Raw genomic sequence first — 20,392 nt, 5'->3', positions numbered from 1 at the left:
ATGAAAAGATCGCCTCTGGCACAGCGCCTCACCGTCGTTCTCTTTTTGATTTCCGCAAGTGGCAGCACAGTCTCCGCTGGGCTTTCGAAGCAAGAGATTTGCCGCACCGTCGAAAAACACAAAGAGACCGCCACCTTCCTCACCGAACAAGGCGACAAGTTTGTTACGGATCTCCAGCTTGGTGCGTTCGATTTCAGTGACAGGAATGGAGGTGACTTCATCACTTCAAAAATCAAGTACAGGTTGATCATCCGCCCAAGAAGTATTCAGCTCAAAGAGGAGTGTTCGCTGGCTACCTGCACAGAGCCGGTCTCGGTCCCCCCTACATGTCCAGGCTCGCGCGAGTACCTTGTAACATTCGCCGTCAACCCGAGAAAGTTCGTCGCCGGCGACTTCGATATGACCATCGATCTTCGCCTGTTCGATAGCAAGTATGAGGCTTGGGTCCACGACTCCTCCCCTCTCTCCCCTGAGCGAAAGATCTACGGAAAGTTCCATATGCCATGGGCAGAATTGCTAAAGCCAAAATCCAACTCGGGCGAAGTCGCTGATCTTGTTCATGGGAAGCGCCGCACCGTTGAACTGGAACTGGTAAACAATGGAAACCTCCCACTTAGGTTGCGCGATTGGGATCGTGAGTATGTAGAAGACGAAACTATCACCCTGGATGCAGCAGGATGCAAGAACATTGCTCTCGATCCCGGCTCTACCTGCAAGGTCACGCTGAGGAACGAGTCAGGAAAGGAAGCGAAGATCAAGTACATTTCCTGGAAAAGCTCCTCCTCCGACGAGAACGCAATCGTCAGCCTCTACCTGGCGCCAAAGCCAAATGGAATGGTCGACTACAACGTGAAAAACAACTAGTTGTCCGCGCGCCTTCCGCTTATCCATCCACACCCGATATGCTCTCAAAAATTGCTTTTGCCCTGGCCATTCTGGGCTGCCTTCATTCATCCGCTTCAGCCGGCGTCACCGTCTCACCATCGGTCAAGTATCGGGTGTCGCCAGTCAAGCGAATCGACGGAAAGCGGGTCACGAAAGAGATCCTGATTCAAAAAGTGCAACTCGATGCAGCCGCGGGAATCGGCAAGGACGCCATTAAAGCCATCAACCAGGAGTTAGCGCGGGCAGTCAAGGAATTCAAGCGAGACGCGGACGAATGTCATAGCTACGTCCATGGGAATCCCTGGGGCTATGAATCAAAAATCGAGAAGATCATGCTGACAAGGAAGTACATCAGCTTTGTCTTTGCGCGGGAAACTGTTTGCGCGGGATCCCCGGGTAATCCCCCCACCAAATGATCGCCGCAGGAAGTAGAATTTTCTAACTTTGAAATTGAAGGTTCTACCGCATGAAGACGTCCCGTTTTACTGAAAGCCAGATCATCGCCATCCTGAAGCAGGCCGAGGCCGGTGCCCCAGTTCCTGAGCTGTGCCGCGAGCATGGCATGAGCAGTGCCACGTTCTACAAATGGCGTTCCAAGTTCGGCGGCATGGACGCCTCCCTGATGGCCCGAATGAAGGAGCTGGAGGAGGAAAATCGTCGGTTGAAGAAGATGTACGCGGAGGAGCGCCTGAAGGCGGAGATTGTTGCGGAGGCGCTGGCAAAAAAGTGGTGAAGCCATCTCGCCGACGTGAGATGGCACGACACTACGTCGAAGCCGGCCGCATGACCGTCAAGAGCGCCTGTGTGGCCTTCGGCATCAGCCAGACTTGCTACCGTTATCAAGCAAAGCTCAATGCCGAGAATGAGGTCATAGCCGATTGGCTGGTTCGCCTGACGAACAACCAGCGCAACTGGGGCTTCGGTTTGTGCTTCCTGTTCCTGCGCAACGTGAAGGGCTTCGGCTGGAACCACAAGCGTGTGTATCGAATCTATCGCGAGCTGGAGCTGAATCTGCGCATCAAGCCACGACAGCGCATCATGAGGGAAAAGCCAGTGCCGTTGTCCGTGCCGACGGCCATCAACCAGACCTGGTCGATGGACTTCATGCATGACCAACTTGCCGACGGTCGCAGTATCAGATTGTTCAACGTGATCGACGATTACAACCGAGAAGGACTGGCTATCGACGTGGACTTCTCGCTGCCATCGGAACGCGTTGTGCGGGCGCTGGACCAAGTCATTGAGTGGCGTGGCAAGCCTCGAGCGATACGCTGTGATAACGGCCCGGAGTACATAAGCGGCGTTACGGCGCAATGGGCAAAGAAGCATGGCATTGAGATTGCGTTTATCCAGCCTGGACAGCCGCAGCAGAACGCTTACATCGAGCGCTATAACCGCACCGTACGCTACGACTGGCTTGCGCAGCACCTGTTTGAATCGCTCGACGAGATCCAGGACTTTGCCACCGGCTGGCTCTGGACTTACAATCACGAGCGCCCCAACATGGGCCTGGGCGGGATAACACCAAAACAGAAGCTCGCTCTCGCCGACTAACCCCTACTTCTGGCGCGCATCAAAAATGGGGGGATTACCCCCGGATTTCGAGAAAGATCCATTGGTCTTCTCGACTAAGGACGGAAAAGTCGTTTCGGTGACAGAGCTCTTCGAAAAGAGCTTTCCAGGAAGAACAACACCGAAGGTTCGTGATTACAACACGCGGCGCATAGGACTGAACGCAGAAATGAGCGCGGCGCTTCTGCGTGACAGCAAGACCACTCTGAAGGACTTCCTTGATAATTGCGAGTACTACTTGAAAGGCGCATCCTATGTGGCTTGGATAGAAGACAAGGGCATCATCCTTGTCCCGGAATTCCTTCAAGCCGCGTCAATATGCCAAAAGGAGTACGTGATCGACTTGGCGCTTGCTGCCACGCCCGGCATCAAGTACGACAAAACGAATCGAACCATTTCGCTGACTGCCAATGGCAAGACCCTGGTTCTTGAACACCTGGCTGAAAACGAAGCGCCGGAGCTGGTCGGCATGGAGGAGTATATCCGCATCCTTCCGGAGGAACTGCAGCCATACCGCGATCGCGGCATCCTCCTGTTGAACACGGCGGCCCGTCGTCCCTGTGCGAACGACCCTGGTCAGTGCGAAAGGGAGTACGCAATGTACTTGCACTCCGTCGACATCAATCCCCCTCTGCCACGGCAGATAGGTAAGATGAATCTCAGGAGTTGCCCGTGGCAGCGCTCCCCCGATGAATTGAAGGGCGGCGCAGCTGACTTCTCAGTCTATGCGGTTGACGATGGCGGCAGGCTGAATGTGTTCTATTGCGGACTTTCGGCCACGCTTTCCCACGACTTGACCACACTCGAATTTGATGAATAGTCGCTGGATCCTTCTACTGCTCGCCTGCTGCAATCTATGCGAGGCGAGCACGCCTTTTCCTTCAACTGAGGTCCCGGCCATACTCAAAGCTGGCCTGGCGCCTGGGGAACAAGTCATCTCGCTCGTTCGCTACGACGACGCTCATGGCGACCACACGCTCATGTTGTCCGAACAGATAGTCGCGGCCAAAAGCGGCACCGGAAAATCCTTCAACCTTGCGGCCATTTCGTTCGACAAGAACGGAGCGCGTGAATGGGTCATTCGCGATGGTGCGGAGTGTCCAATTGGTTCCGCCGCAAAGCCAACGTTCTTCCCTATTGCTGCCCCGGCCACGGACCTGAACAACGATGGCAAGGCCGAGATCACTGTCGCATATAGCCTGTCCTGCGGAACAGGTTCGGAGCCGACGGAAGTCAAAGCCATCATGCGCCAAGGTGAAGACAAGTATGCGATGCGGGGACAGACGCTGGTTTATACTCCCGGCAGGCCGCTACGTGGCGGAATGCGAAAGCCAGACGCTGCCTTATTGCTGCCGATGAATGCGGCTTTCCTGAATCACCTGGGCAACCTGTGGAACAAAGCCTCCCAGCATTTCGCGAGCGAGGGCTCATGGCAATCGCCATTGCAGGCGATGGAAGGAAACTACATCCTTCGGGATTCAACCGGCAAATGGGGGTATAGCAAGGCGCGCATCTCGATCAAGAGGCTGGACGTCCGCCACGTGGTAATCGTACTTGCCTGTGAATGGAAGCACGCACCGAAGACTCCGTGTGACAATCACTTCTTTGCGAAATGGCGCGATGATGGCGTTTACCTTCAAGACAAGAACACTGCAGTCATACGCATGTTCTTCAGCCCCACATCCCGCGAGATAGCCATCGCCATGACTAGCGTCGATGGAAAGACGCCATATGGGGTCGACTTGTTCGTGCCAACCGACGCCCCGCCAAGCGATGCAACGCTGGCAAGGCGATTTGAACGCGCGCAGCAAAACTCCATTGATCCGGAAAGCGTTCGCATCTCCGGGCCGTACGACAAATGGGATTACGAGAACAATCGTATCGAATTCCTGGACCCTACACTTTGATGTAGATTCTTCGCTTGTCCAACCAGTAACCGGCCAGCCAACAGGCAAGCATGAACAGCAACGCAAACGCCAGCGACGCGGCTTCGGGGCTGCCAACCGGCTCCAGGGCCGACGCCAGCAGGGTGTATGTGCCGGTCTTGTCCAGTGCAATCACCGCCACTTGCGACAGCATGTAGATGAACAGTGTGTTCTTGCCGAAGACCTCGAAGAAATAGGTCCAGCGCCGCGCGCCGCGTACTTCGATAGTCCATGCCAGCGCAGCGAGCACGAGCAGCGCGATACCGGTCGAGAGCAGCACGTAGCTGCCAGTCCACAGTTTCTTATTGATCGGCAGCAAAGGTGCCCAGCACAGCGCCAGCACAGACAGCGCGACACCGGCAGCGGCCAGTAGCCCCAGCGCGCGTGCGGTCGCACCATTCTCCCGCAAGTAGCGGCCCGCGAAGTAGCCGGCTATGACATTCACCGTGGCAGGCAATGTACCAAGCAAGCCTTCGGGATCGAAGGGAATGCCCTCCCCTTTGTACAGGTGGCTGGCGCCGAACACCCACAGGTCGATGGTCCGCCCGGCATTGCCTTGCAGGCTATAATCGCCGAACAGTGCCAAGACCAGCCAATGTCCGAGCAGCGCGACGGCACTGAACACCATTGCGCCGCGCGCGCCCAGGTAATGCAGCACCAGCGCGGCCATGCCAAAGCAGAGGCCAATGCGCTGCAGCACACCGGGCAAGCGCATCTCGCTCAATGTCCCGCCCAGTTTCGGCAAAAGGCATAACAGCAGGCCGAGGGCTATGATGGTCAGTGCGCGTCTGGCGATCTTCGCCAGCACCGCGCTGCCGCCCATGTCCTCATAGCGCGGCAGCGTGAACGCCAAGGCATTGCCCACCACAAACAGGAAGCTTGGGAAGACCCAATCTGTCGGCGTGAAACCGTGCCAGGGCGCGTGCAGGAGCGGCGCGTAGACGTGACTCCAGCTGCCCGGCGTATTCACGATAATCATGAGCGCAACCGTCAGGCCGCGCAGGACGTCAAGCGACTGATAGCGGGCCGCAACTGCCCTCATCGCGAGGCCGCCATCGCCCGGTGGTAGGCCGCTGCGGACACATTCTTCATTGTGCTGCAATTCCCATCAGCGCCTGCCACTGCCTGCTTGCATGGCTTGTCGCGGTCCAGCGACCAGAAATGCAGGCCCGCCATGCCGAAACGGCGAACCGAGTCTGCCGTGAACCGGGCATCATCCAGCGTAAAGACATTTTCAACTACGTCGTTCACGCCGATCATAGGAGTGAGCGCAATCTGCGCCATCGGAACCTTGTACTTACGCTCCACATTGCGCGCCGCCTGGAGCGCGGAAGCGCCCATGTCGCAACGCCCCTCGCGCACTACGCAAACCTTGGTGGCAGCAGGGCCATAATCCATCACCATCAAGTTCAGGACGTAGTCGCGCACGCCATGGCGGCGCAACATGGAGAGCACCGTCTCGCCGGTCTTGTTCAGGCTATGGTTGCTGCCATCCGAAGCCGCGTGCGTCGCCACGGTGAAGCTGTAGCGCAGTTTAGGATACTTGCGCTGCACATAACGCACACGTTTGACCAGCGATTCAATCTGCTCGGCGCTTTGTTCGGCTTCGATGTCGAAGTCGAATCCCACCAGGCGCTGCGACATATAGCGCGTCACAAAGCGCTCCATACCGGCATCGCTGGAACAGGTAAACACTCCACCCTGCCCGCCCGTTGAAATGATGTAATCGGCTGACGCACCAGCGACGTTGGCGTCCGCTACAGCCTGCCCGGGAACGCTGCCGGGCCAAAGCTCTTCTCCGCATTCGCCGTTGGCGAAAGCCCAGCTCAGGACAGTACCGGGAGCGAGCGCGCCGCCATCGGGCGCAGTCGCACTTGCGCGCGGCACCGTACCGGCCGGCGCCATGCCGAAGAACTGGTATGGACCGGACGCCACACGCGGCCCTGGATGCGCCGCGAAAGCTGCTCCGGAAACGCAGGCCACAGCCACCAGGAGCGCTGTCGGGATAAGTTGTTTCATGTGTTACTTCCCCCGGTGGCCAGCGCCAGCACCGAGGCTTTATCCAGCCCCGCAGCGGCCGGCGCGCTCCACCAGTAATTGACCATCACATTGAGCACCCCGATTGATTCAACGTGGTGCCACCAGAACGAGGGGAGATAGAGCGCATCGCCTGGCTCCAGGTCGACAACGAATGCATGCTCGAGCGCGGTGCGGAAGTGCGGAAAGCGCACGAAGTCCGGCGCACCAAAATCCACCAGGCTGATGGGCGTCGGCGTCGGCGCAAAATCCAGCGGCCCGATATAGAGATTCGCTGCCTGCGCGGGTGGAAACAGGGTGAACCGCCGTCTTCCGCTGACTACGCAAGCAAGGTTATGGGACTCATCAAAATGTGCTGGCGTCACCACTTCGTTGCCCAGCCAGAGGCGCGGCCTGGCCGCCACATCGAGCAAAGGCTGCTGATTTGCCGCCGCGAATCCCGGCAGGCATTCGTCAAGCAGGGCACTCTGCATCGCCACCGCCGGCGCGTTTTCAAACTGCGAATAGCGCGCCACCTGCTCGATCACTTGCGACACCGTTCGCTTGCTGCGCACGAAATTAAAGCCACGCATATCAGGCGAGTAAAACAGCCGGCCATGCGCTTCAGGCGGCATCAATACCGCATCGCAGGCGGCCCCGCTGTCGAACTGCATCAGGTAGCTGCACAGCGCCTCCGGTCCCTGCTGTGAAGCCCGCAAGGCAGGCCAGTCACGCACCAGTCCACGCAACACCGCTGGCCGCTGCCGGGCCACCATCTCTTGCTGGAAGCGTACTGCATCCATCGTCATCCCCCTCATGAAAAAACCCCGCCGTGGCGGGGTTCCGGTCTTGCGCCCAGAGATCAATACTTGAAGCGCAAACCTGCGTAGTACTGCACACCGTTGGCGTAGAAGCGTGCCGGCTGATCCTTATTGTAGACGTAGTTCTTCAGGATCGGATCGTTCAGGTTCTGGCCACTGAGCGTGAAGATCAGGTTCTTCGTGATCTGGTAGTTGAACGACGCCGACAGTTGACCGATCGAATCCATGTACAGCGGGGTGCCGCGGTCCTGGGCTGCCAGGAAGGACGAACGCCATGCGTAGCTCACGCGCACGTTGAACTTGTCGTTCTCATAGAACGCGCCGATGTTGGCAGTGGTCTTCGACGCGCCCAGCATGTCGCATGGATCAGAGGAAGTAGAGGTCTGGGTCGCCGGGCAGGAACCGAACTTCTGCTTGGAGTCCGCCAGCGTCACGTTGGCATCCCAACCGAAGCCCGAACCGAGCGGCATCTGCAGGTTCATCTCGATACCCTTCACGCTCGCGTCGACGTTGACAGGCGATGTGATGACGTATTGTGCGAAGACCGGCTGGCCGGTCTGCTGCGATGCGCGGCTGTCGATAAAAGTGCCGGTGCTGCTGCCGTAGCCTACATAGTCCTTCAGGCCCATATAAAACACGCCGACCGATGCCAGGGCGCGCGGCGCGAAGTACCACTGCAGGGTCGCATCCAGGTTGTTCGACTTGGTTGGCTTCAGTGCCGCATTGCCGCCGTTGCCGGTGTGGGTCTCGTCGGTCAGGGACACGGTGCCGCCCAAGGCGCCGAAGTCAGGACGGGTCATGGTGCGCGAGATGCCGAAGCGCGCCACCACGTCCTTACTCACGTCAACACGCAGGTTGGCGCTTGGCAGGATTTCGGTGCCGTTGTTCTCGATCCGGGTCTGCTGCACGAAGCCGCCCCATGGGAAGGCCGGCAGGTTACCGCCTGGCAGCTGGTTTGGCAGGATCTGGTATCCGTTCGATACGCCTTCGGTACGCACCACACGCACCCCGGCATTGCCGCTCCACATGTCTCCTTCGAATTCACCCATGGCGTAGACCGCCTTGGTCTTTTCAGTCAGGTTGAACATGTCCGGATAGTAGATGCGTTCCGGGCTGCGATTGGAGTGAAGGTTGCCCCACTCTTGCAAAACGGAGCGATCCAGTTCCCACACATTGCGCGGGAAGTCGCCGCCCAGGTCCTTACCGAAGTCGCTCGGGTAAGTGTTGCCGTTCCATGCCGGGTTGGTGTTGGCGGTGCCAGGTTCGGTGTTGGCCCAGTTCGGGCCTTGCGAAATAGCGAAGTTGCTGCGCTTATGGTTGGTGCCGCGCACGCCGAACTTGATTTCACGCAGTGGGCCGGCCTCCAGCTTGAACGCTGCATCCATCTGGCCATAGGTTTCTTCGTCCTTGGTGGTAGCAGGGCTGTATCCAAACACCCAATCCAGGATGGTGCCAGTGAACTTGGACGTGTCGATGCTCGGGAACTTCACGGTCGCTGGCGAACCCAGCCCGTTCAACTGGTAGCTCACACCCGAATTGTTCACGTCACCTTCGTACACGCCTTGGGATGGCGTCTCGCCGGTACCCTTGGTCTTGCCGATCGAGCCGCTGATGGTCCAGTCGTTATTCGGACGCCACTTGGCAGCGATGTCGCCAAACTGGGTCTTGGCAAAGGCCCCCTCACGCACGATGTCGTCGACGATACCGTAGCGCAGCGGAGCGGCAGCGGTGCCCTTGTTCGGGAACACTACGGAAGTCAGGGTGCCGTTGCGTACAGTGTAGGACTCAGGAATGACATTGCCGCCGATGGTGCCGTTGGCATTCATGTCGGACATGTAATTGCGGTTGTAGTTCGACGCTTCGAGCTTGGAGTTGAAATAAGTAGCCTCCAGCGAGAAGTCGCGGCTAGGCTTGACCTGGAAGCTGAGCATGCCGCCTTTGCGTTCACGCTCCTGCTCGAACAGGGAGGAGCCGATCAGGCGCGGGTACCAGACGTTCGCCAGGTCTGGCTTGGCCTTGGCCAGGTCGCTGGTCGGGGAAATCTGGCTCCATTGCAGAAGCTCCTGGCCGTCGCGGCGCAGGCTGCGCTTTTCGGAGAACAACTGCACCAGGGCACCCAGGGTGCCGGTCTCGTTCTTCCAGTTGGCCAGCAGGGAGATTTGCGGATCGGTCTTGCCGGCCAGCGTGGAGTGCACGGCCTGCACGGTACCTTCCAGCACCAGCGGCTCCTTGAAGTCGAGCGGCTTGCGGGTGATCACGTCCACGGTGCCGGCAGCGCCGCCTTCGACCAGATCGGCGGTCGGCGATTTGCGCACCACCACCTGGCCCACGATCTCGGACGGCAGCAGGGAGTAGGAAGCGGTACGGCCCACAGCGCCGCCCACCTGGTCCAGCACGAACCAGTCGCCCGACGAAATGCTGTGGCCATTGATGGTGGTCTGGGTCAGCGAAGGCGCGGTGCCGCGCAGGCTGACGCGGTCGTTCTCGTCGAAGCCGCCCGAGCCGGCAGCCGAAGTGGAAATGTTCACGCCCGGCAGGCGTTGCAGCGAGTCGGCCACGTTCTTATCCGGCATCTTGCCCACGTCTTCGGCGGTAATTACCTCCACGTTGGCGGCGGCATTGCGCTTCACCGACAGCGACTGCTGCAGCGAACCACGAATACCAGTAACGACCACCACGTTTTCTTCCTTGGCGTCCTGCTGCTGCGCATGGGCCGGCGCCGCCAGGCCCAGTACCAGTACCGCGGTCGCAGCGGCGATCGGCGTCAGCACGGTGAGGTTACGCGGTTTGACTGCTTCCTGATTGTGTTTCATTTACTCCCCCAATGGTGTGGATCCTTGCCGGATCCGGTCTCTGCTTTAAAAGGCTACTCCACTACAAAACCAATCGAGCGCCAATATACCGCGATTGAATACCAGATCACTACCAATTTTCATATTTTTTTCACATGTTGTACTGAAAAGACATACCACTTTGCCTAGAAAGGCCCACTGTTAGCGCTACCCCAAGGGCAAGCGGCGTGCGAGTGGCAGCATACCGCTGGCCATAAGGTCTTTTTTTGGTATTATCAGCCGCACACAGGGGAGACTAAATGGCAACGCTCGCGCAGATCATGCAAGACCTGGTGCAGACCAGCAGCCAGCCGCTTTACCAGCTCCTGCAACGTGCGTTGCGGGAAGCGATCGACCTGCACGTGTTTGGCCCCGACGAGGCCCTGCCCGCCGAGCGCGTGCTGGCAGCCGACCTGAATATCTCCCGCATCACGGTGCGCAAGGCCATCGACGGCCTGGTGGAGGAAGGCTTGCTGGTGCGGCGCCCCGGCTCCGGCAATTTCATCAACACCCGCATCGAAAAGAACTTCGCCAAGCTGACCTCCTTTTCGGAAGATATGCGTTCGCGCGGACGCACGCCGCGCAGCGTCTGGCTGAAGAAATCGGAAGGGACCGTGACGCCGGAGGAAGCCCTGCGCCTGCGGCTAAGCCCGGGGGCGCCGGTGTACCGGTACCACCGCATCCGCTTTGCGGACGAGGTGCCGATGTGCGTGGAGTATGCGACCATCGTGGCCGATGCGCTGCCGTCGCTGGAGTCGGTGGACGTATCGATGTATGAGGCGCTGGAGACTGCCGGCCACCGTCCGGTGCGCGCACTGCAGCGCCTGTCCGCCCTCTTGCTCACGGGCGAACAGGCCAAGCTGCTGCAGGCGAAGGAAGGCGATGCCGGACTGGCCGTCGAACGCCTGGGCTTCCTGCGCGATGGCCGCGCGGTGGAATTTTGCCGTTCGATCTTCCGCGGCGACATGTATGACTTCGTCGCGGAACTCTCGACACCTTAGGCGTTTCAGTCTTCGACGTAGCCCTTGCGCAGCTTTTCGTCGACCAGCTTCTCCATTTCCCGCATGGCCCGCTCCGGTGTTTCTAATTGCTTGAGCAGCGACTGGCCGCTGCTGCCGATACGTCCATAGGACACGGTCAGCTCCTGGCCGCGCAGCGTAGCGCGCCAGAACTTGCGTGAAGCGCCCTGTTCGAAATGCAGGCTGCGCACCAGCCCACCAGCTGCGGCGCCGATTGCCGCTTCGCCCGCATCAGCCCCGTGCACCGCTTCTGCCTCCGGCGCCGCTGCCACTGCAGCGGCCGGCAAGGCCTGCGGCGCGGGCGGCACCGGATCAACCACCTGGTCCAAAGCCCGGTCCTCCCCTGCCGACAACATGGCCTCGATACGCAGCAGTACCGCGGCTGGATTATCCAGCCAGTCCTTTCCTGGAATATCGAGCACGCGCCAGCCGAAACTGCGCAGCACCCCGGGCCGGAACACATAGCGCTCTGCACTGTCGCTGACCGTTTCGCCGGGATTATCCAGCAGGATCGCGAGCGCATAACCGGCGCCCTTTGCATCAGCGACGGCCAGGTCGCAGCGGAACTGGGAGCGGCCGACATCCAGGTGTACCTGGTGCCCACGCTTTCGCAAGGCCGCAGCCATTGCATCCCGGATGCTGTCCTGCGGGATTTCGCGGCTGAATGCGCGCCGCGCGCCCTGGTTCAACGCGCCCAGCACCGCTTGCGCACGTTCGAACCGGCCTGTGGCGCTGGCCTGTGCGAACTGCAGGAAGGCTCTTAGCGCCGCCGCGCCGTCGTTGTGAACATTGGTAATCGCTTCCGCATGGATGGTCGACACCACCGCCATCCGATGGCGCGCACGGCTGAAGATCACATTCAAGCGCTTTTCGCCGCCGCGCTGGTTGATCGGACCGAAATTCATCAGCATCTTTCCATCCGGGCCCGGCGCATAGCATATGCTCAAGATAATCACATCGCGTTCGTCGCCCTGCACATTCTCCAGGTTCTTGACGAACAGTCCATTGAACTGGTCATCGTCTTCGCGCACAAACTCGCGCTCCAGGCGCATCGCAAAGTCGGCATCTTCTTCCGCCAATGCCTCCAATGCGGATTCGATCGCCCCCTGCTGCGCCTCCGAGAACGCCACGATGCCCAGGCTCATTCCCGTTTCGCGCCGCAGCATTTCACGCACGGTATGCGCAATGTAGCGTGCCTCGGGTTCGTTACGGCGCCCGGCATAAAGGCCGTCTGCCACTTGGTGGAAGCTGAGTGGGCGCGCCATCAGCGCTTCGACCCCGGCAAAGCCGGCGTCGGGATCGTCGGAGCGACGCGGTGCCGCCAGTTCGGACTCCTGTTCCAGCACCCGATCGGGAATCGTCACCAGGCGCCCTTCATAGAAGGCGGCGTTGGAGAAGCTGATCAGCGATTCGTGTCGGCTGCGGTAGTGCCAGGCCAGCAAAGTCGCCGGCAGGTTACGCGCCGCCTGGTTCAGCAGGCTGTCCGCATCGAGGTTGATGGCGATGCGTTCACCGCCCTCTTCCACCATGATCTCGTCTTCGCCTTCGCCCGCGCCCGCGCTGAAGAAACTGGTCGGCGGCAGCTGCATTTCATCGCCCACTACCACCACCTGGCGTGCGCGGCAAAGCGCCGGCACCGCTTCCTCGGTCGGTATCTGGCTGGCCTCGTCGAAAATCACCACGTCGAACAAGTCCTTGCACAAGGGCAGCGTGTCCGACACCGACAATGGACTCATCAGCCATATCGGCTTCAGGTCGTTTACCACCAGGCCAGTCTCGTCGTCGCTTAAGTCGCGGATCGAACGATGGCGCATGCTCTTGCCGAACTCATGCTCCAGCTCACGGCGTCCGGCCGCATATTGCTTCTTGAACGCCTTCGCATCATCATCCAGCTGGGTCGCCGATGTGGCCGAGACCCGCACGTGCTCGCTGAAGCGCGCGTGCTGCGTGGCCTGCACCACCTGCGCATTCAGTGCCAGCAACTCGCGCTGCAGCGATGCCACAGCATTTGCCGCTTGCGCCAGTGCCGCGCCGTTGAAAGCGGCGAGCACCGGGTCAGCCCGCAACATGCGGCGGAATGCTTCGCCGGCTACCAGCGCATCCAGGATTGGCGGCGCGTAGTCCAGGACTTGCAGTGCTTCGGTACAGGCCGGGTCGGCGGCATGTGCCGCGCGAAGCAAAGGCAGCATGTCAGGCAAATCATCCAGCGCTTCGCGCAGGTCCCGCAGCAGCTCGGCCATCTCACCCAATGGCATGCCGGCGTCCAGGACCAGGCCTTGCGCAACGCAATGCGCCAGGCTGGCCAATGGCTGCCTTAAAGCCGCTTCGGAGCGTGCCGCAGCAAGAGGATCGGCCGACAGGCGCAGCCGCGCCAGCAGCGGCCCCGGCCCGGCAGGCGAAGCGAGCCGCTGTTCAAGTTCATCCAGCGCATGCAGGAAACCCTGCATCTCGCCCACACCGTATTGCTGCTGGCTGGCCGCAGCAAACGCAGCCAGCTGCGCCTGGGCAGCATGCTCCGCCGCCAACGCTTCCAGTACTTGGCGGTAGCTTGGGCGCACGGCATGGCGGCTGAAATCATAGCGCCGCTGCACTTCGCCGCGCATGCGCCACCATGCCGGCTGCAGCCAGCGCAGCACCGAGCCTTCCATGCGCACTGCCGTTTCGAGGGCCGCCGCCGTGTCGGACGGGGTCAGCTTGTCACGCCAGTTTGCTGTTGCCTCCTGCGCTGTTGCCAGGGCCAGGACGTGGCCTGCCAGGGCGCTGCGCACGGTCATCAAGCCAGCGTACTGCGGCGAAGCGTGGTCGAGCAGGGTCAGGTGCCCTGCGATGCCGGTATCCAGCAGCCACTGGCTGTCGGTGGCATCGCGCAGCGCCTGCTGCAGCGTCGCTGTGAAAAAGGGCTCCAGCGTGTCAAGCAGGGCCTCTGCCTGATGGCATAGTTTCTCCACGCCGCCGTACGCGTGTTCGCCAGCGAGCACGGAGCCCGCCAGGTGCGAGAACGGATGCGCAGCCAGGCTGTCCAGGCCGAAGCGCTCGCGCATGGCGCGGTGCAGGCGCTGCACCAGGTCACGTTGTTGGTCCCACGATGCCAGCGCAGGCAGGCGCTCGCGCCATGCATGGGAGATTTCCGGCACGGCCGGGGATTGCGCCAGGCGTCGCAGCAGCGAGCGCACCGTGGCGCCCAGTTCAGCCGGCGCAGCGGCCAACGCCGCTTCAAAAGCGTCGATGCCGGCCTGCTGCGCTGCCATGGCATCGGTAAGCTGCGCACGGCGCGCCGCCAACGCCTCGCTGGCGGGCGGCTGCGCCACCCATTTCTCATAGCAGCCGCGCAGGTCTGCGATAAAGGCCTTCTTGTCCGCCTGCGAGTCGTGGATCAGGCAGCACAGGGAATCGAGCCCGCTCTGCTTCAGGCGATGGAACACCACGTCGAGCGCGGCCCGCTTCTCGCACACGAACAGCACGCGCTTGCCGCGGCCTGCGAAATCGGCGATCAGATTGGTAATGGTCTGGGACTTGCCGGTGCCGGGCGGTCCCTGGATGATGAAGCTACCCTGCGTGCGCGCCAGCCGCACGGCAGCGTTTTGCGTCGCGTCAGCCGCTACCACGTTCCATTGTTCGACGGGCGGCAATGGCGGCGGCACGCCACCCTCCAGCGCGCGCGGCTCGATCGAGAAGATGCGGTCGAACGAGGGGTTCGGCGCCGGATCGTCCAGCAGCTGGGCATAATCGCGCACCAGCGACATCTTGCGGTAATTGAAATTGGCAAGCGTTACCTGGGTCAGGTCCAGGTCCCATGCATAGCGGTGGCCTTCCGTTTCTTCCAGCATGTAGCCGGCACGATCCTCCACCACCGGTTCGCCCATGTGCGGCATGCGCGGCGCGGCCAACGGCGCCGCGCCGGCCTCGAACCGCTGCGGCAATTCACTCGGGCGCACCCAGTGTTCGTACAGCGCGCGGCCCAGCGGCCGGTAGTCGTCGGCAGCATAGCTGTACGGCGGCAGCCAGCCTTCGCTGCGCCTGGCGGCGCCCGTTGGACGGCGGCGCTGGTACTGCTGCAAGCGCTGCAGGGCTTTCTGGCGAACCAAGCGCACGGAGGCTTTTTCGACCAGGCGCAGTTCGACTGCCGGTTCCGACTGGCGGATCTGGGCCAGGATATCGGCATGCACCTGCGCCAGTGAAGTGCGTGCAAGGTCCACGGTTTCCGCCAGCCGGATGCCGTAAAGCTGGTTCAAATGGTGTCGCAGCACAGGATTGAACTCCGCCTCGCCGCCGCTGCACTGTATGACGTAATGGTCGCGTACCCCTTTTCGTTTCACCAGTTCGACCGGGAGCCACAGCAGTGGCGTCGTGATGCGTTCGTCCGGCGCGTCCTTGAGGTTGTGCCAGCGCAGGAAGGCAAGCACCAGACGCAGGTTGCTGAAACCGTATTCGGCACGGTCGCGCCGCGTTTCGCTGATCAACTGGTCCAGGGCTGCCGGCAAGTACGGCTGGTCGTCGAAACGCAGCCAGCTTTGCAGGGCCACCGGCTTGCCCGCCGCCAGCTCGGCTGCGAAAGGGCCGCCCCAGGTGCAGATCTGCTCTGCCCTGATGCTGTCGACCTGCAGCATCAGCGGCACGCTGGCGACAGTCAGGTTGACGGTGGCAGCCGTCGGCCGGAAATACAGCAGGCGGTTGCGGCGCGACAGGTCGAACAGGCGGTCGCGCAAGTGATGCAGCACTGCCGTGCGGCGCGGTGCCGCACCGTTGGCGCCCGCCAGCGCACGCGCCACATCGAGCACTTGCGGCTGGTCGCGCCAGGTGCGCAGGCGCGCCGCCAGCGCAGCCACATCGGTAGCGCGTTCATGGCGGTTCACTTCCGTCATCTCGACAATGACTGCGGCGACAACCGGATGCAGCCGGTCATGCAGCAGGAACAAGTTGCGGCGCGCGTCGGCAAACTGCTGCAGGTCATGTTCGTCCTGGAAGTCCAGCCCGCACGCCAGGCTGGCCAGCAGCATGCCAAGCATGTACACGTCGCTGATCTCGTCGTGATGTCCGGCCAGGCTTTCCCAGCTGCCTGGCCCCGGCAGGTGGACCGGCCGCGTGATGGCCGCAGCCAGGTCCAGCTGAACCTCCAGGTTGCTGGTTTCAAACCCCTTGGCGTCGGAATGCCGCTGCTCCAGCGCGCCGACGATGTTCAAGCCGGACGCCGGATGCGGCTGCACGCTGTTGACCGCGGCCAGGTCCATGCGCGGCGCCTGGCCGCCTGCCTGGCGCAGGCACAAGGCGCCGGCGTCACCGACCAATACGCTGTCCGGATCGAGCGCTGCAACCTTCCCTTGCGCGTGCAGCGCGGCGACCTGGTTAAACAGGGGTAACAGCAGCACCAGCACATCGTCAGTCGATAGTGCCGCGCCTTGCTGCGCCTCGATCAGTTGGCGCACGGTGCGCGTCGTCGTGCCACGCTCGCTCATTCTTTCAGCTCCTTGTCCAGCAGACGGTTGTAGCGGTCCAGCTCTCGTTTGCCGAAGCCGGCGTCGCGGCGCAGGTTGCGGCGCAGGCCTTCCAGGCTGCCCAAGCGCTGCGCCACCTGGCCGGCGCGCAACAGCGCTTGCTCGCGTTGGTCGGCATCAGCCAGTGCCAGGTCCAGCATGAGTGCATTGAGGTAATCGCGCACCGCGCCGTCGACGGCGTTTTCGCCAAACGCTTCGGGCCCGACCGCGGCTTCATCCTCGCTCCAGTCAGGGAACAGCATGCGCACCTGCGCCAGCACGGCGTCGCTTGCCAACTCGCCAGCCAGGAAATAGGCAAGGAAGCCGCGCGTCATTTCCTGCAGGCGCACCTGCCCAGGCAAGTCCAGTTGCGCCAGCGCCAGCCGGCCGTGCATGCGCGAATCGATCCAGTCATCCAGGTCCGCGGCGCCTTCCCACCACAATGACAGTGCGCGGGCCCGGATGAAGGTTTCCGGGTGGCTGTGCGCCATACTTGCGCCGGCCTCGCTCGATTCGACCTCGCTGGCCTGCCGCAGGTAGGCAACCGGATCGACGGTGCCGATCCCGGTCTGCACCTTTACCAGCGTCGATACTGCCGGCCCCACGGCTCCCGCTGCAAGGGCGCCGCCGCGGTCGGCAAACAGCTCCGTATGCAGGGCAAAACGGCGGAAAGTTTCGCGCTGGCTCGCGCTGGCGCCGGGCGACGCCAGCGCATCGGAGAGAATACGGTCGGCAATGAGGAAGCTGCCATCGTCCTGCGACCAGAGCAGGTAATGCGCGAGCTCATGCCCGAACAGCGCCAGCAATTCGTCTTGCGACAGGCGCTCCAGCACAGGGCCCTGCAAGACGATGTGCACCTCATCGGGCACGAACACCAGCGCCGCATTCATTTCCTGTCCGGGCGACTGGTACAGCGTGGCCGGTGCCAGGATGCCAAGCCTGACCATGGCTTGCGCCAGGATCTGGTGAACACCGGCGTGGCTTTGCTCCTCGATGCGGTAAGTGTCGCGCAACAGCAGCGTGCGCAGCGATTCGCGATGCTCCGTATCGGAGCGGCGCGCGCTGGCCCAGCGCCATACGTCGGGTTCGTGACGGCGCAGGTAGTCGACTACCTTCACGTGATAGGCCAGTGGCTGCAGCTCCATGCTTTCCCCTTAGCGCTTGGCCTTCGATACATCGCTGGCGATCACCACGGACAATTTCGCAGGATCGATATGCTTGCGGAACGCCGCACTCACCTGCTGCGGGGTCAAAGCCTTCAGTTTCGCTTCATAGTCCTTGCTCCACACGAAGGTGCGGCCAAGGTAGCGGAAGTGCGACCATGCGCCGGCCACCACGTCGTCCTTCGAGCGGTTCTGCACCCGCTGCTGCATCAGGCCCGACTTGGCACCTGCCACTTCGGCAGCCGTGAATCCGCCCTTCACCGCGCGTTCCAGTTCCTGGCGGATGGCAGCTTCCAGCTTGACCATATTCTGCGGCGCTGCAATTGCCTCAACGGTGAAACCACCCGCGTCGTCAAGGTCGCCCGCATCGAGCGAGGAGCCGCCGCCGTAGGACAAGCCCTCCTTCTGGCGAATCCGGTCCATCAGGCGCGATTTCAGGCCGCCATTGCCGAAGATGTAGTTCGCCAGTTCCAGCGCAGGATAATCCGCATCGTCCGTGCGCAGTGGAATGTTGAGGCGTGCGGCGAACATGCCGTTCTCCTTGTCCGGCGCGTCGAGCGTGATGCGGGTCGGGGCCTTTTCGGTATGTTTGTCGAGGATCGGCGCATAAGCGGCCTTGCTGTGCCAGCCCGCCAATTCCTCGCCAACCACCTTGACCAGCTCCGCCTTGTCGAAGTCCCCGACCACCGACAGCTCGCCGCGCGAGGCGCCATAGAACGCGGCATGATAAGCCTTCACGTCTGCCAGCTTCATCGACCTGACCGCCTCGATTTGTTCATCGAGCGTCATCACGCTGCGCGGGTCGCCTTTCGGCCAGTGGTCGAAGTACTCGGCCAGCTTCCTGCCCGCCATTGCCTGCGGGTCGTTGCGCGAAGCTTCAATGCCGACGATCCATTGCTGGCGCATCTGCTCGAATTCCGCCTCGGGGAACGAAGCCTCCTTCAGCACGTGCGCCACCAGGCGCAGCGCCGGCGACAGGTGCTCGCGTGTCGTCTCAAAATGATACAGGCTGCCGGACATCTTCAGCTTCGACATCGCATCGGCCAGCTGGGCGCGCGAATACTTACTGGTTCCGCGCGCCAGCATCTGGTCCGCCGCGGCCGCCACGATCTGTTTGCCGAACTGGTTCTTTTCGTCGCCCCAGTGCAGGCGCATGTCGACCGCCACAGTCTCGCCGCGATTCTTCTTCGGCAGCAGCGCCAGTTTCAGGCCGCCGACTTCCCTCAATTCCGTACGCGCCATGATGTTGTCCTGGCTCGGATCGAAGTTCTCCGAAGTGAGCGCGTTTGCCTTGCCCTTGTAATCCTTCAGCAGTTCCGCCGCGGTCGGCGCCGTACCGATTTCCGCACGCTGCGGCGCATCATCCGGGATGAAGGTACCGACGGTGCGGTTGTCGCGCTTCATGTAGCGCGCCGCCGCCTGCGCAACCTGCGCCGACGTGATCGTTGGCAGCCCGTCACGGCCCTGGAACAGCAGGCGCCAGTCGCCCAGCGCAATATGCTCGCTCAGGGCCACGCCTACCTGCTGCGGATTGTTCAGCGCCTTTTCAATCGCGTTGCTGTATTCGCGCCGCGTGCGTTCCATCTCCTCTTCGGTCGGCGGAGCTTTGGCAAAGCCCTCCACCGCCGCGATCAACTCATCGCGCACCGGCGCGATCGGCTGGCCCACCTTCACCACTGCGCCGAATATTTGCAGGCTTGGCGCAAATCCAGGCTGGCTCATGGCGAACACCTGGGCCGCCTTGCCCGTTTCGACCAGCTGCTTGTGCAGGCGCCCGTTTGGCGTGTCGCCCAGCACCTGCCCCATGAAGGCCAGCGGATCGGCATCGTTATGCAGGCCCGACGGGATTTTGTAGCCCACCAGGACGATCTGCACATCGCCTTTGCGATGCACCGCGTACTGGCGCTCGCCATCCTGCGTCGGCTCCACGGTCCAGAACTGCGGCAGCTTGCGTTTCGGCTTAGGGATCGCGCCGAAGGTCTTGCTGATCCAGGCCAGCGTTTGCGAAGGGTCGAACTTGCCCGCCACCAGCAGCACCGCATTATCCGGCTGGTAGTAGGTACGGTAGAAGGCTTGCAGGTTCTCGATCTTGACGTTCTCGATATCGCTGCGGTTGCCAATGGTCGAGCGGCCGTAGCTGTGCCAGTCGTAGGCGATGCTTTCCATGCGCTTGTAAAGCACTTCGAAAGGACTGTTCTCGCCACTCTCGTACTCGTTGCGCACGACGGTCATTTCCGAATCCAGGTCTTTCTTCGCGATGAAGGACTTGGTCATGCGTTCGGCTTCCATGCCCAGCGCCCATTTCAGGTTCTCCGGGCTGGCCTGGAAGACTTCGTAGTAATTGGTGCGGTCCAGCGAAGTGGTGCCGTTGTACTCCATGCCGCGCTCGGAGAACTGTTGCGGAATATTGCGATGGTTTGGCGCGCCCTTGAACATCAGGTGCTCCAGCAAGTGCGCCATGCCGGTCTCGCCATAGTTCTCGTGGCGCGATCCGACCAGGTAGGTGACGTTGACGGTCACCGTCGGTTTCGACGCATCCGGGAATAGCAGGACTTTGAGTCCATTGGGCAGGCGGTACTCGGTAATGCCTTCGACGGAGGGACCCTTGGCGACGCCAGCGGGCAAGCTCTGGGCAAGAGCGGAAGAAGCGGTCAGCAGCAGTGCTGCGACATATCTGATTTGCATAGGG

General features: G+C 61.6%; 13 protein-coding genes. 6 read left to right on the top strand and 7 right to left on the bottom strand.

Annotated elements, in window-relative coordinates; all coding sequences use genetic code 11:
* The 5 genes from ACWBU6_RS08685 (at position 1) to ACWBU6_RS08665 (ending at position 4,364) form a co-directional block, all read left to right on the top strand.
* Positions 1-864, top strand: coding sequence for a hypothetical protein (locus ACWBU6_RS08685; RefSeq protein ID WP_452648407.1), 864 nt, complete (start codon positions 1-3; stop codon positions 862-864).
* A gap of 38 nt (positions 865-902) precedes the next feature.
* Positions 903-1,301, top strand: coding sequence for a hypothetical protein (locus tag ACWBU6_RS08680; protein WP_452648406.1), 399 nt, complete (start codon positions 903-905; stop codon positions 1,299-1,301).
* A 50-nt stretch (positions 1,302-1,351) separates the two neighbouring features.
* A protein-coding gene (locus ACWBU6_RS08675; protein WP_452644703.1) for an IS3 family transposase occupies positions 1,352-2,439 on the top strand; the annotation gives its coding sequence in 2 pieces (ribosomal slippage) (positions 1,352-1,604 and positions 1,604-2,439; 1,089 coding nt in all).
* Positions 2,440-2,500: 61 nt separating this feature from the next.
* Positions 2,501-3,277 (top strand): hypothetical protein, encoded by a 777-nt coding sequence (locus ACWBU6_RS08670; protein WP_452648405.1) that lies wholly within the window; start codon positions 2,501-2,503, stop codon positions 3,275-3,277.
* Positions 3,270-4,364, top strand: a complete 1,095-nt coding sequence (locus ACWBU6_RS08665) for a M949_RS01915 family surface polysaccharide biosynthesis protein (RefSeq protein ID WP_452648404.1) — start codon at positions 3,270-3,272, stop codon at positions 4,362-4,364. Before ACWBU6_RS08670 ends, ACWBU6_RS08665 begins: the two co-directional genes overlap by 8 nt.
* Here ACWBU6_RS08665 and ACWBU6_RS08660 read toward each other — a convergent pair.
* Genes ACWBU6_RS08660 through ACWBU6_RS08645 form a run of 4 tightly spaced genes read right to left on the bottom strand, consistent with a single transcriptional unit; the run spans position 4,354 to position 10,032 of the window.
* The gene (locus ACWBU6_RS08660; protein WP_452648403.1) at positions 4,354-5,424 is read right to left on the bottom strand and encodes an acyltransferase family protein; all 1,071 of its coding nucleotides are present in this window, start codon (positions 5,422-5,424) and stop codon (positions 4,354-4,356) included. The genes ACWBU6_RS08665 and ACWBU6_RS08660 overlap by 11 nt on opposite strands.
* Positions 5,421-6,401, bottom strand: a complete 981-nt coding sequence (locus ACWBU6_RS08655) for a glycosyl hydrolase (protein ID WP_452648402.1) — start codon at positions 6,399-6,401, stop codon at positions 5,421-5,423. Before ACWBU6_RS08655 ends, ACWBU6_RS08660 begins: the two co-directional genes overlap by 4 nt.
* Complete coding sequence (locus ACWBU6_RS08650; protein WP_452648401.1) at positions 6,398-7,201, bottom strand: cupin-like domain-containing protein; 804 nt, start codon at positions 7,199-7,201, stop codon at positions 6,398-6,400. Before ACWBU6_RS08650 ends, ACWBU6_RS08655 begins: the two co-directional genes overlap by 4 nt.
* Positions 7,202-7,260: 59 nt before the next feature.
* Entirely contained in the window at positions 7,261-10,032 is a 2,772-nt protein-coding gene (locus ACWBU6_RS08645) for a TonB-dependent receptor (protein WP_452648400.1), read from the bottom strand.
* 278 nt (positions 10,033-10,310) lie between these two features.
* Between ACWBU6_RS08645 and ACWBU6_RS08640 the strand changes: the two genes are divergently transcribed.
* Positions 10,311-11,051, top strand: a complete 741-nt coding sequence (locus tag ACWBU6_RS08640; RefSeq protein WP_452648399.1) for a GntR family transcriptional regulator — start codon at positions 10,311-10,313, stop codon at positions 11,049-11,051.
* A 5-nt stretch (positions 11,052-11,056) separates the two neighbouring features.
* Here ACWBU6_RS08640 and ACWBU6_RS08635 read toward each other — a convergent pair whose 3' ends face one another.
* Genes ACWBU6_RS08635 through ACWBU6_RS08625 form a run of 3 tightly spaced genes read right to left on the bottom strand, consistent with a single transcriptional unit; the run spans position 11,057 to position 20,388 of the window.
* Positions 11,057-16,522, bottom strand: a complete 5,466-nt coding sequence (locus tag ACWBU6_RS08635; RefSeq protein ID WP_452648398.1) for an AAA domain-containing protein — start codon at positions 16,520-16,522, stop codon at positions 11,057-11,059.
* Positions 16,519-17,685, bottom strand: a complete 1,167-nt coding sequence (locus ACWBU6_RS08630) for a M48 family metalloprotease (protein WP_452648397.1) — start codon at positions 17,683-17,685, stop codon at positions 16,519-16,521. The genes ACWBU6_RS08635 and ACWBU6_RS08630 overlap by 4 nt, the downstream gene beginning before the upstream one ends.
* Before the next feature lie 9 nt (positions 17,686-17,694).
* Entirely contained in the window at positions 17,695-20,388 is a 2,694-nt protein-coding gene (locus tag ACWBU6_RS08625; RefSeq protein ID WP_452648396.1) for a M16 family metallopeptidase, read from the bottom strand.
* Between the last annotated feature and the right edge of the window lie 4 nt (positions 20,389-20,392).

Source organism: Pseudoduganella sp. HUAS MS19 (assembly GCF_053615455.1).
Note: the sequence above shows the minus strand (reverse complement) of the source record. Positions and strands in the feature narration are given on the sequence as shown.

What these genes read in the sequence shown, in the direction of transcription:
- ACWBU6_RS08685 (WP_452648407.1), top strand. Translation starts at nt 1, where the DNA reads ATGAAAAGATCGCCTCTGGCACAGCGCCTCACCGTCGTTCTCTTTTTG.
- ACWBU6_RS08680 (WP_452648406.1), top strand. Translation starts at nt 903, where the DNA reads ATGCTCTCAAAAATTGCTTTTGCCCTGGCCATTCTGGGCTGCCTTCAT.
- ACWBU6_RS08665 (WP_452648404.1), top strand. Translation starts at nt 3,270, where the DNA reads ATGAATAGTCGCTGGATCCTTCTACTGCTCGCCTGCTGCAATCTATGC.
- ACWBU6_RS08660 (WP_452648403.1), bottom strand. Translation starts at nt 5,424, where the DNA reads ATGAGGGCAGTTGCGGCCCGCTATCAGTCGCTTGACGTCCTGCGCGGC.
- ACWBU6_RS08655 (WP_452648402.1), bottom strand. Translation starts at nt 6,401, where the DNA reads ATGAAACAACTTATCCCGACAGCGCTCCTGGTGGCTGTGGCCTGCGTT.
- ACWBU6_RS08650 (WP_452648401.1), bottom strand. Translation starts at nt 7,201, where the DNA reads ATGGATGCAGTACGCTTCCAGCAAGAGATGGTGGCCCGGCAGCGGCCA.
- ACWBU6_RS08645 (WP_452648400.1), bottom strand. Translation starts at nt 10,032, where the DNA reads ATGAAACACAATCAGGAAGCAGTCAAACCGCGTAACCTCACCGTGCTG.
- ACWBU6_RS08640 (WP_452648399.1), top strand. Translation starts at nt 10,311, where the DNA reads ATGGCAACGCTCGCGCAGATCATGCAAGACCTGGTGCAGACCAGCAGC.
- ACWBU6_RS08635 (WP_452648398.1), bottom strand. Translation starts at nt 16,522, where the DNA reads ATGAGCGAGCGTGGCACGACGACGCGCACCGTGCGCCAACTGATCGAG.
- ACWBU6_RS08630 (WP_452648397.1), bottom strand. Translation starts at nt 17,685, where the DNA reads ATGGAGCTGCAGCCACTGGCCTATCACGTGAAGGTAGTCGACTACCTG.
- ACWBU6_RS08625 (WP_452648396.1), bottom strand. Translation starts at nt 20,388, where the DNA reads ATGCAAATCAGATATGTCGCAGCACTGCTGCTGACCGCTTCTTCCGCT.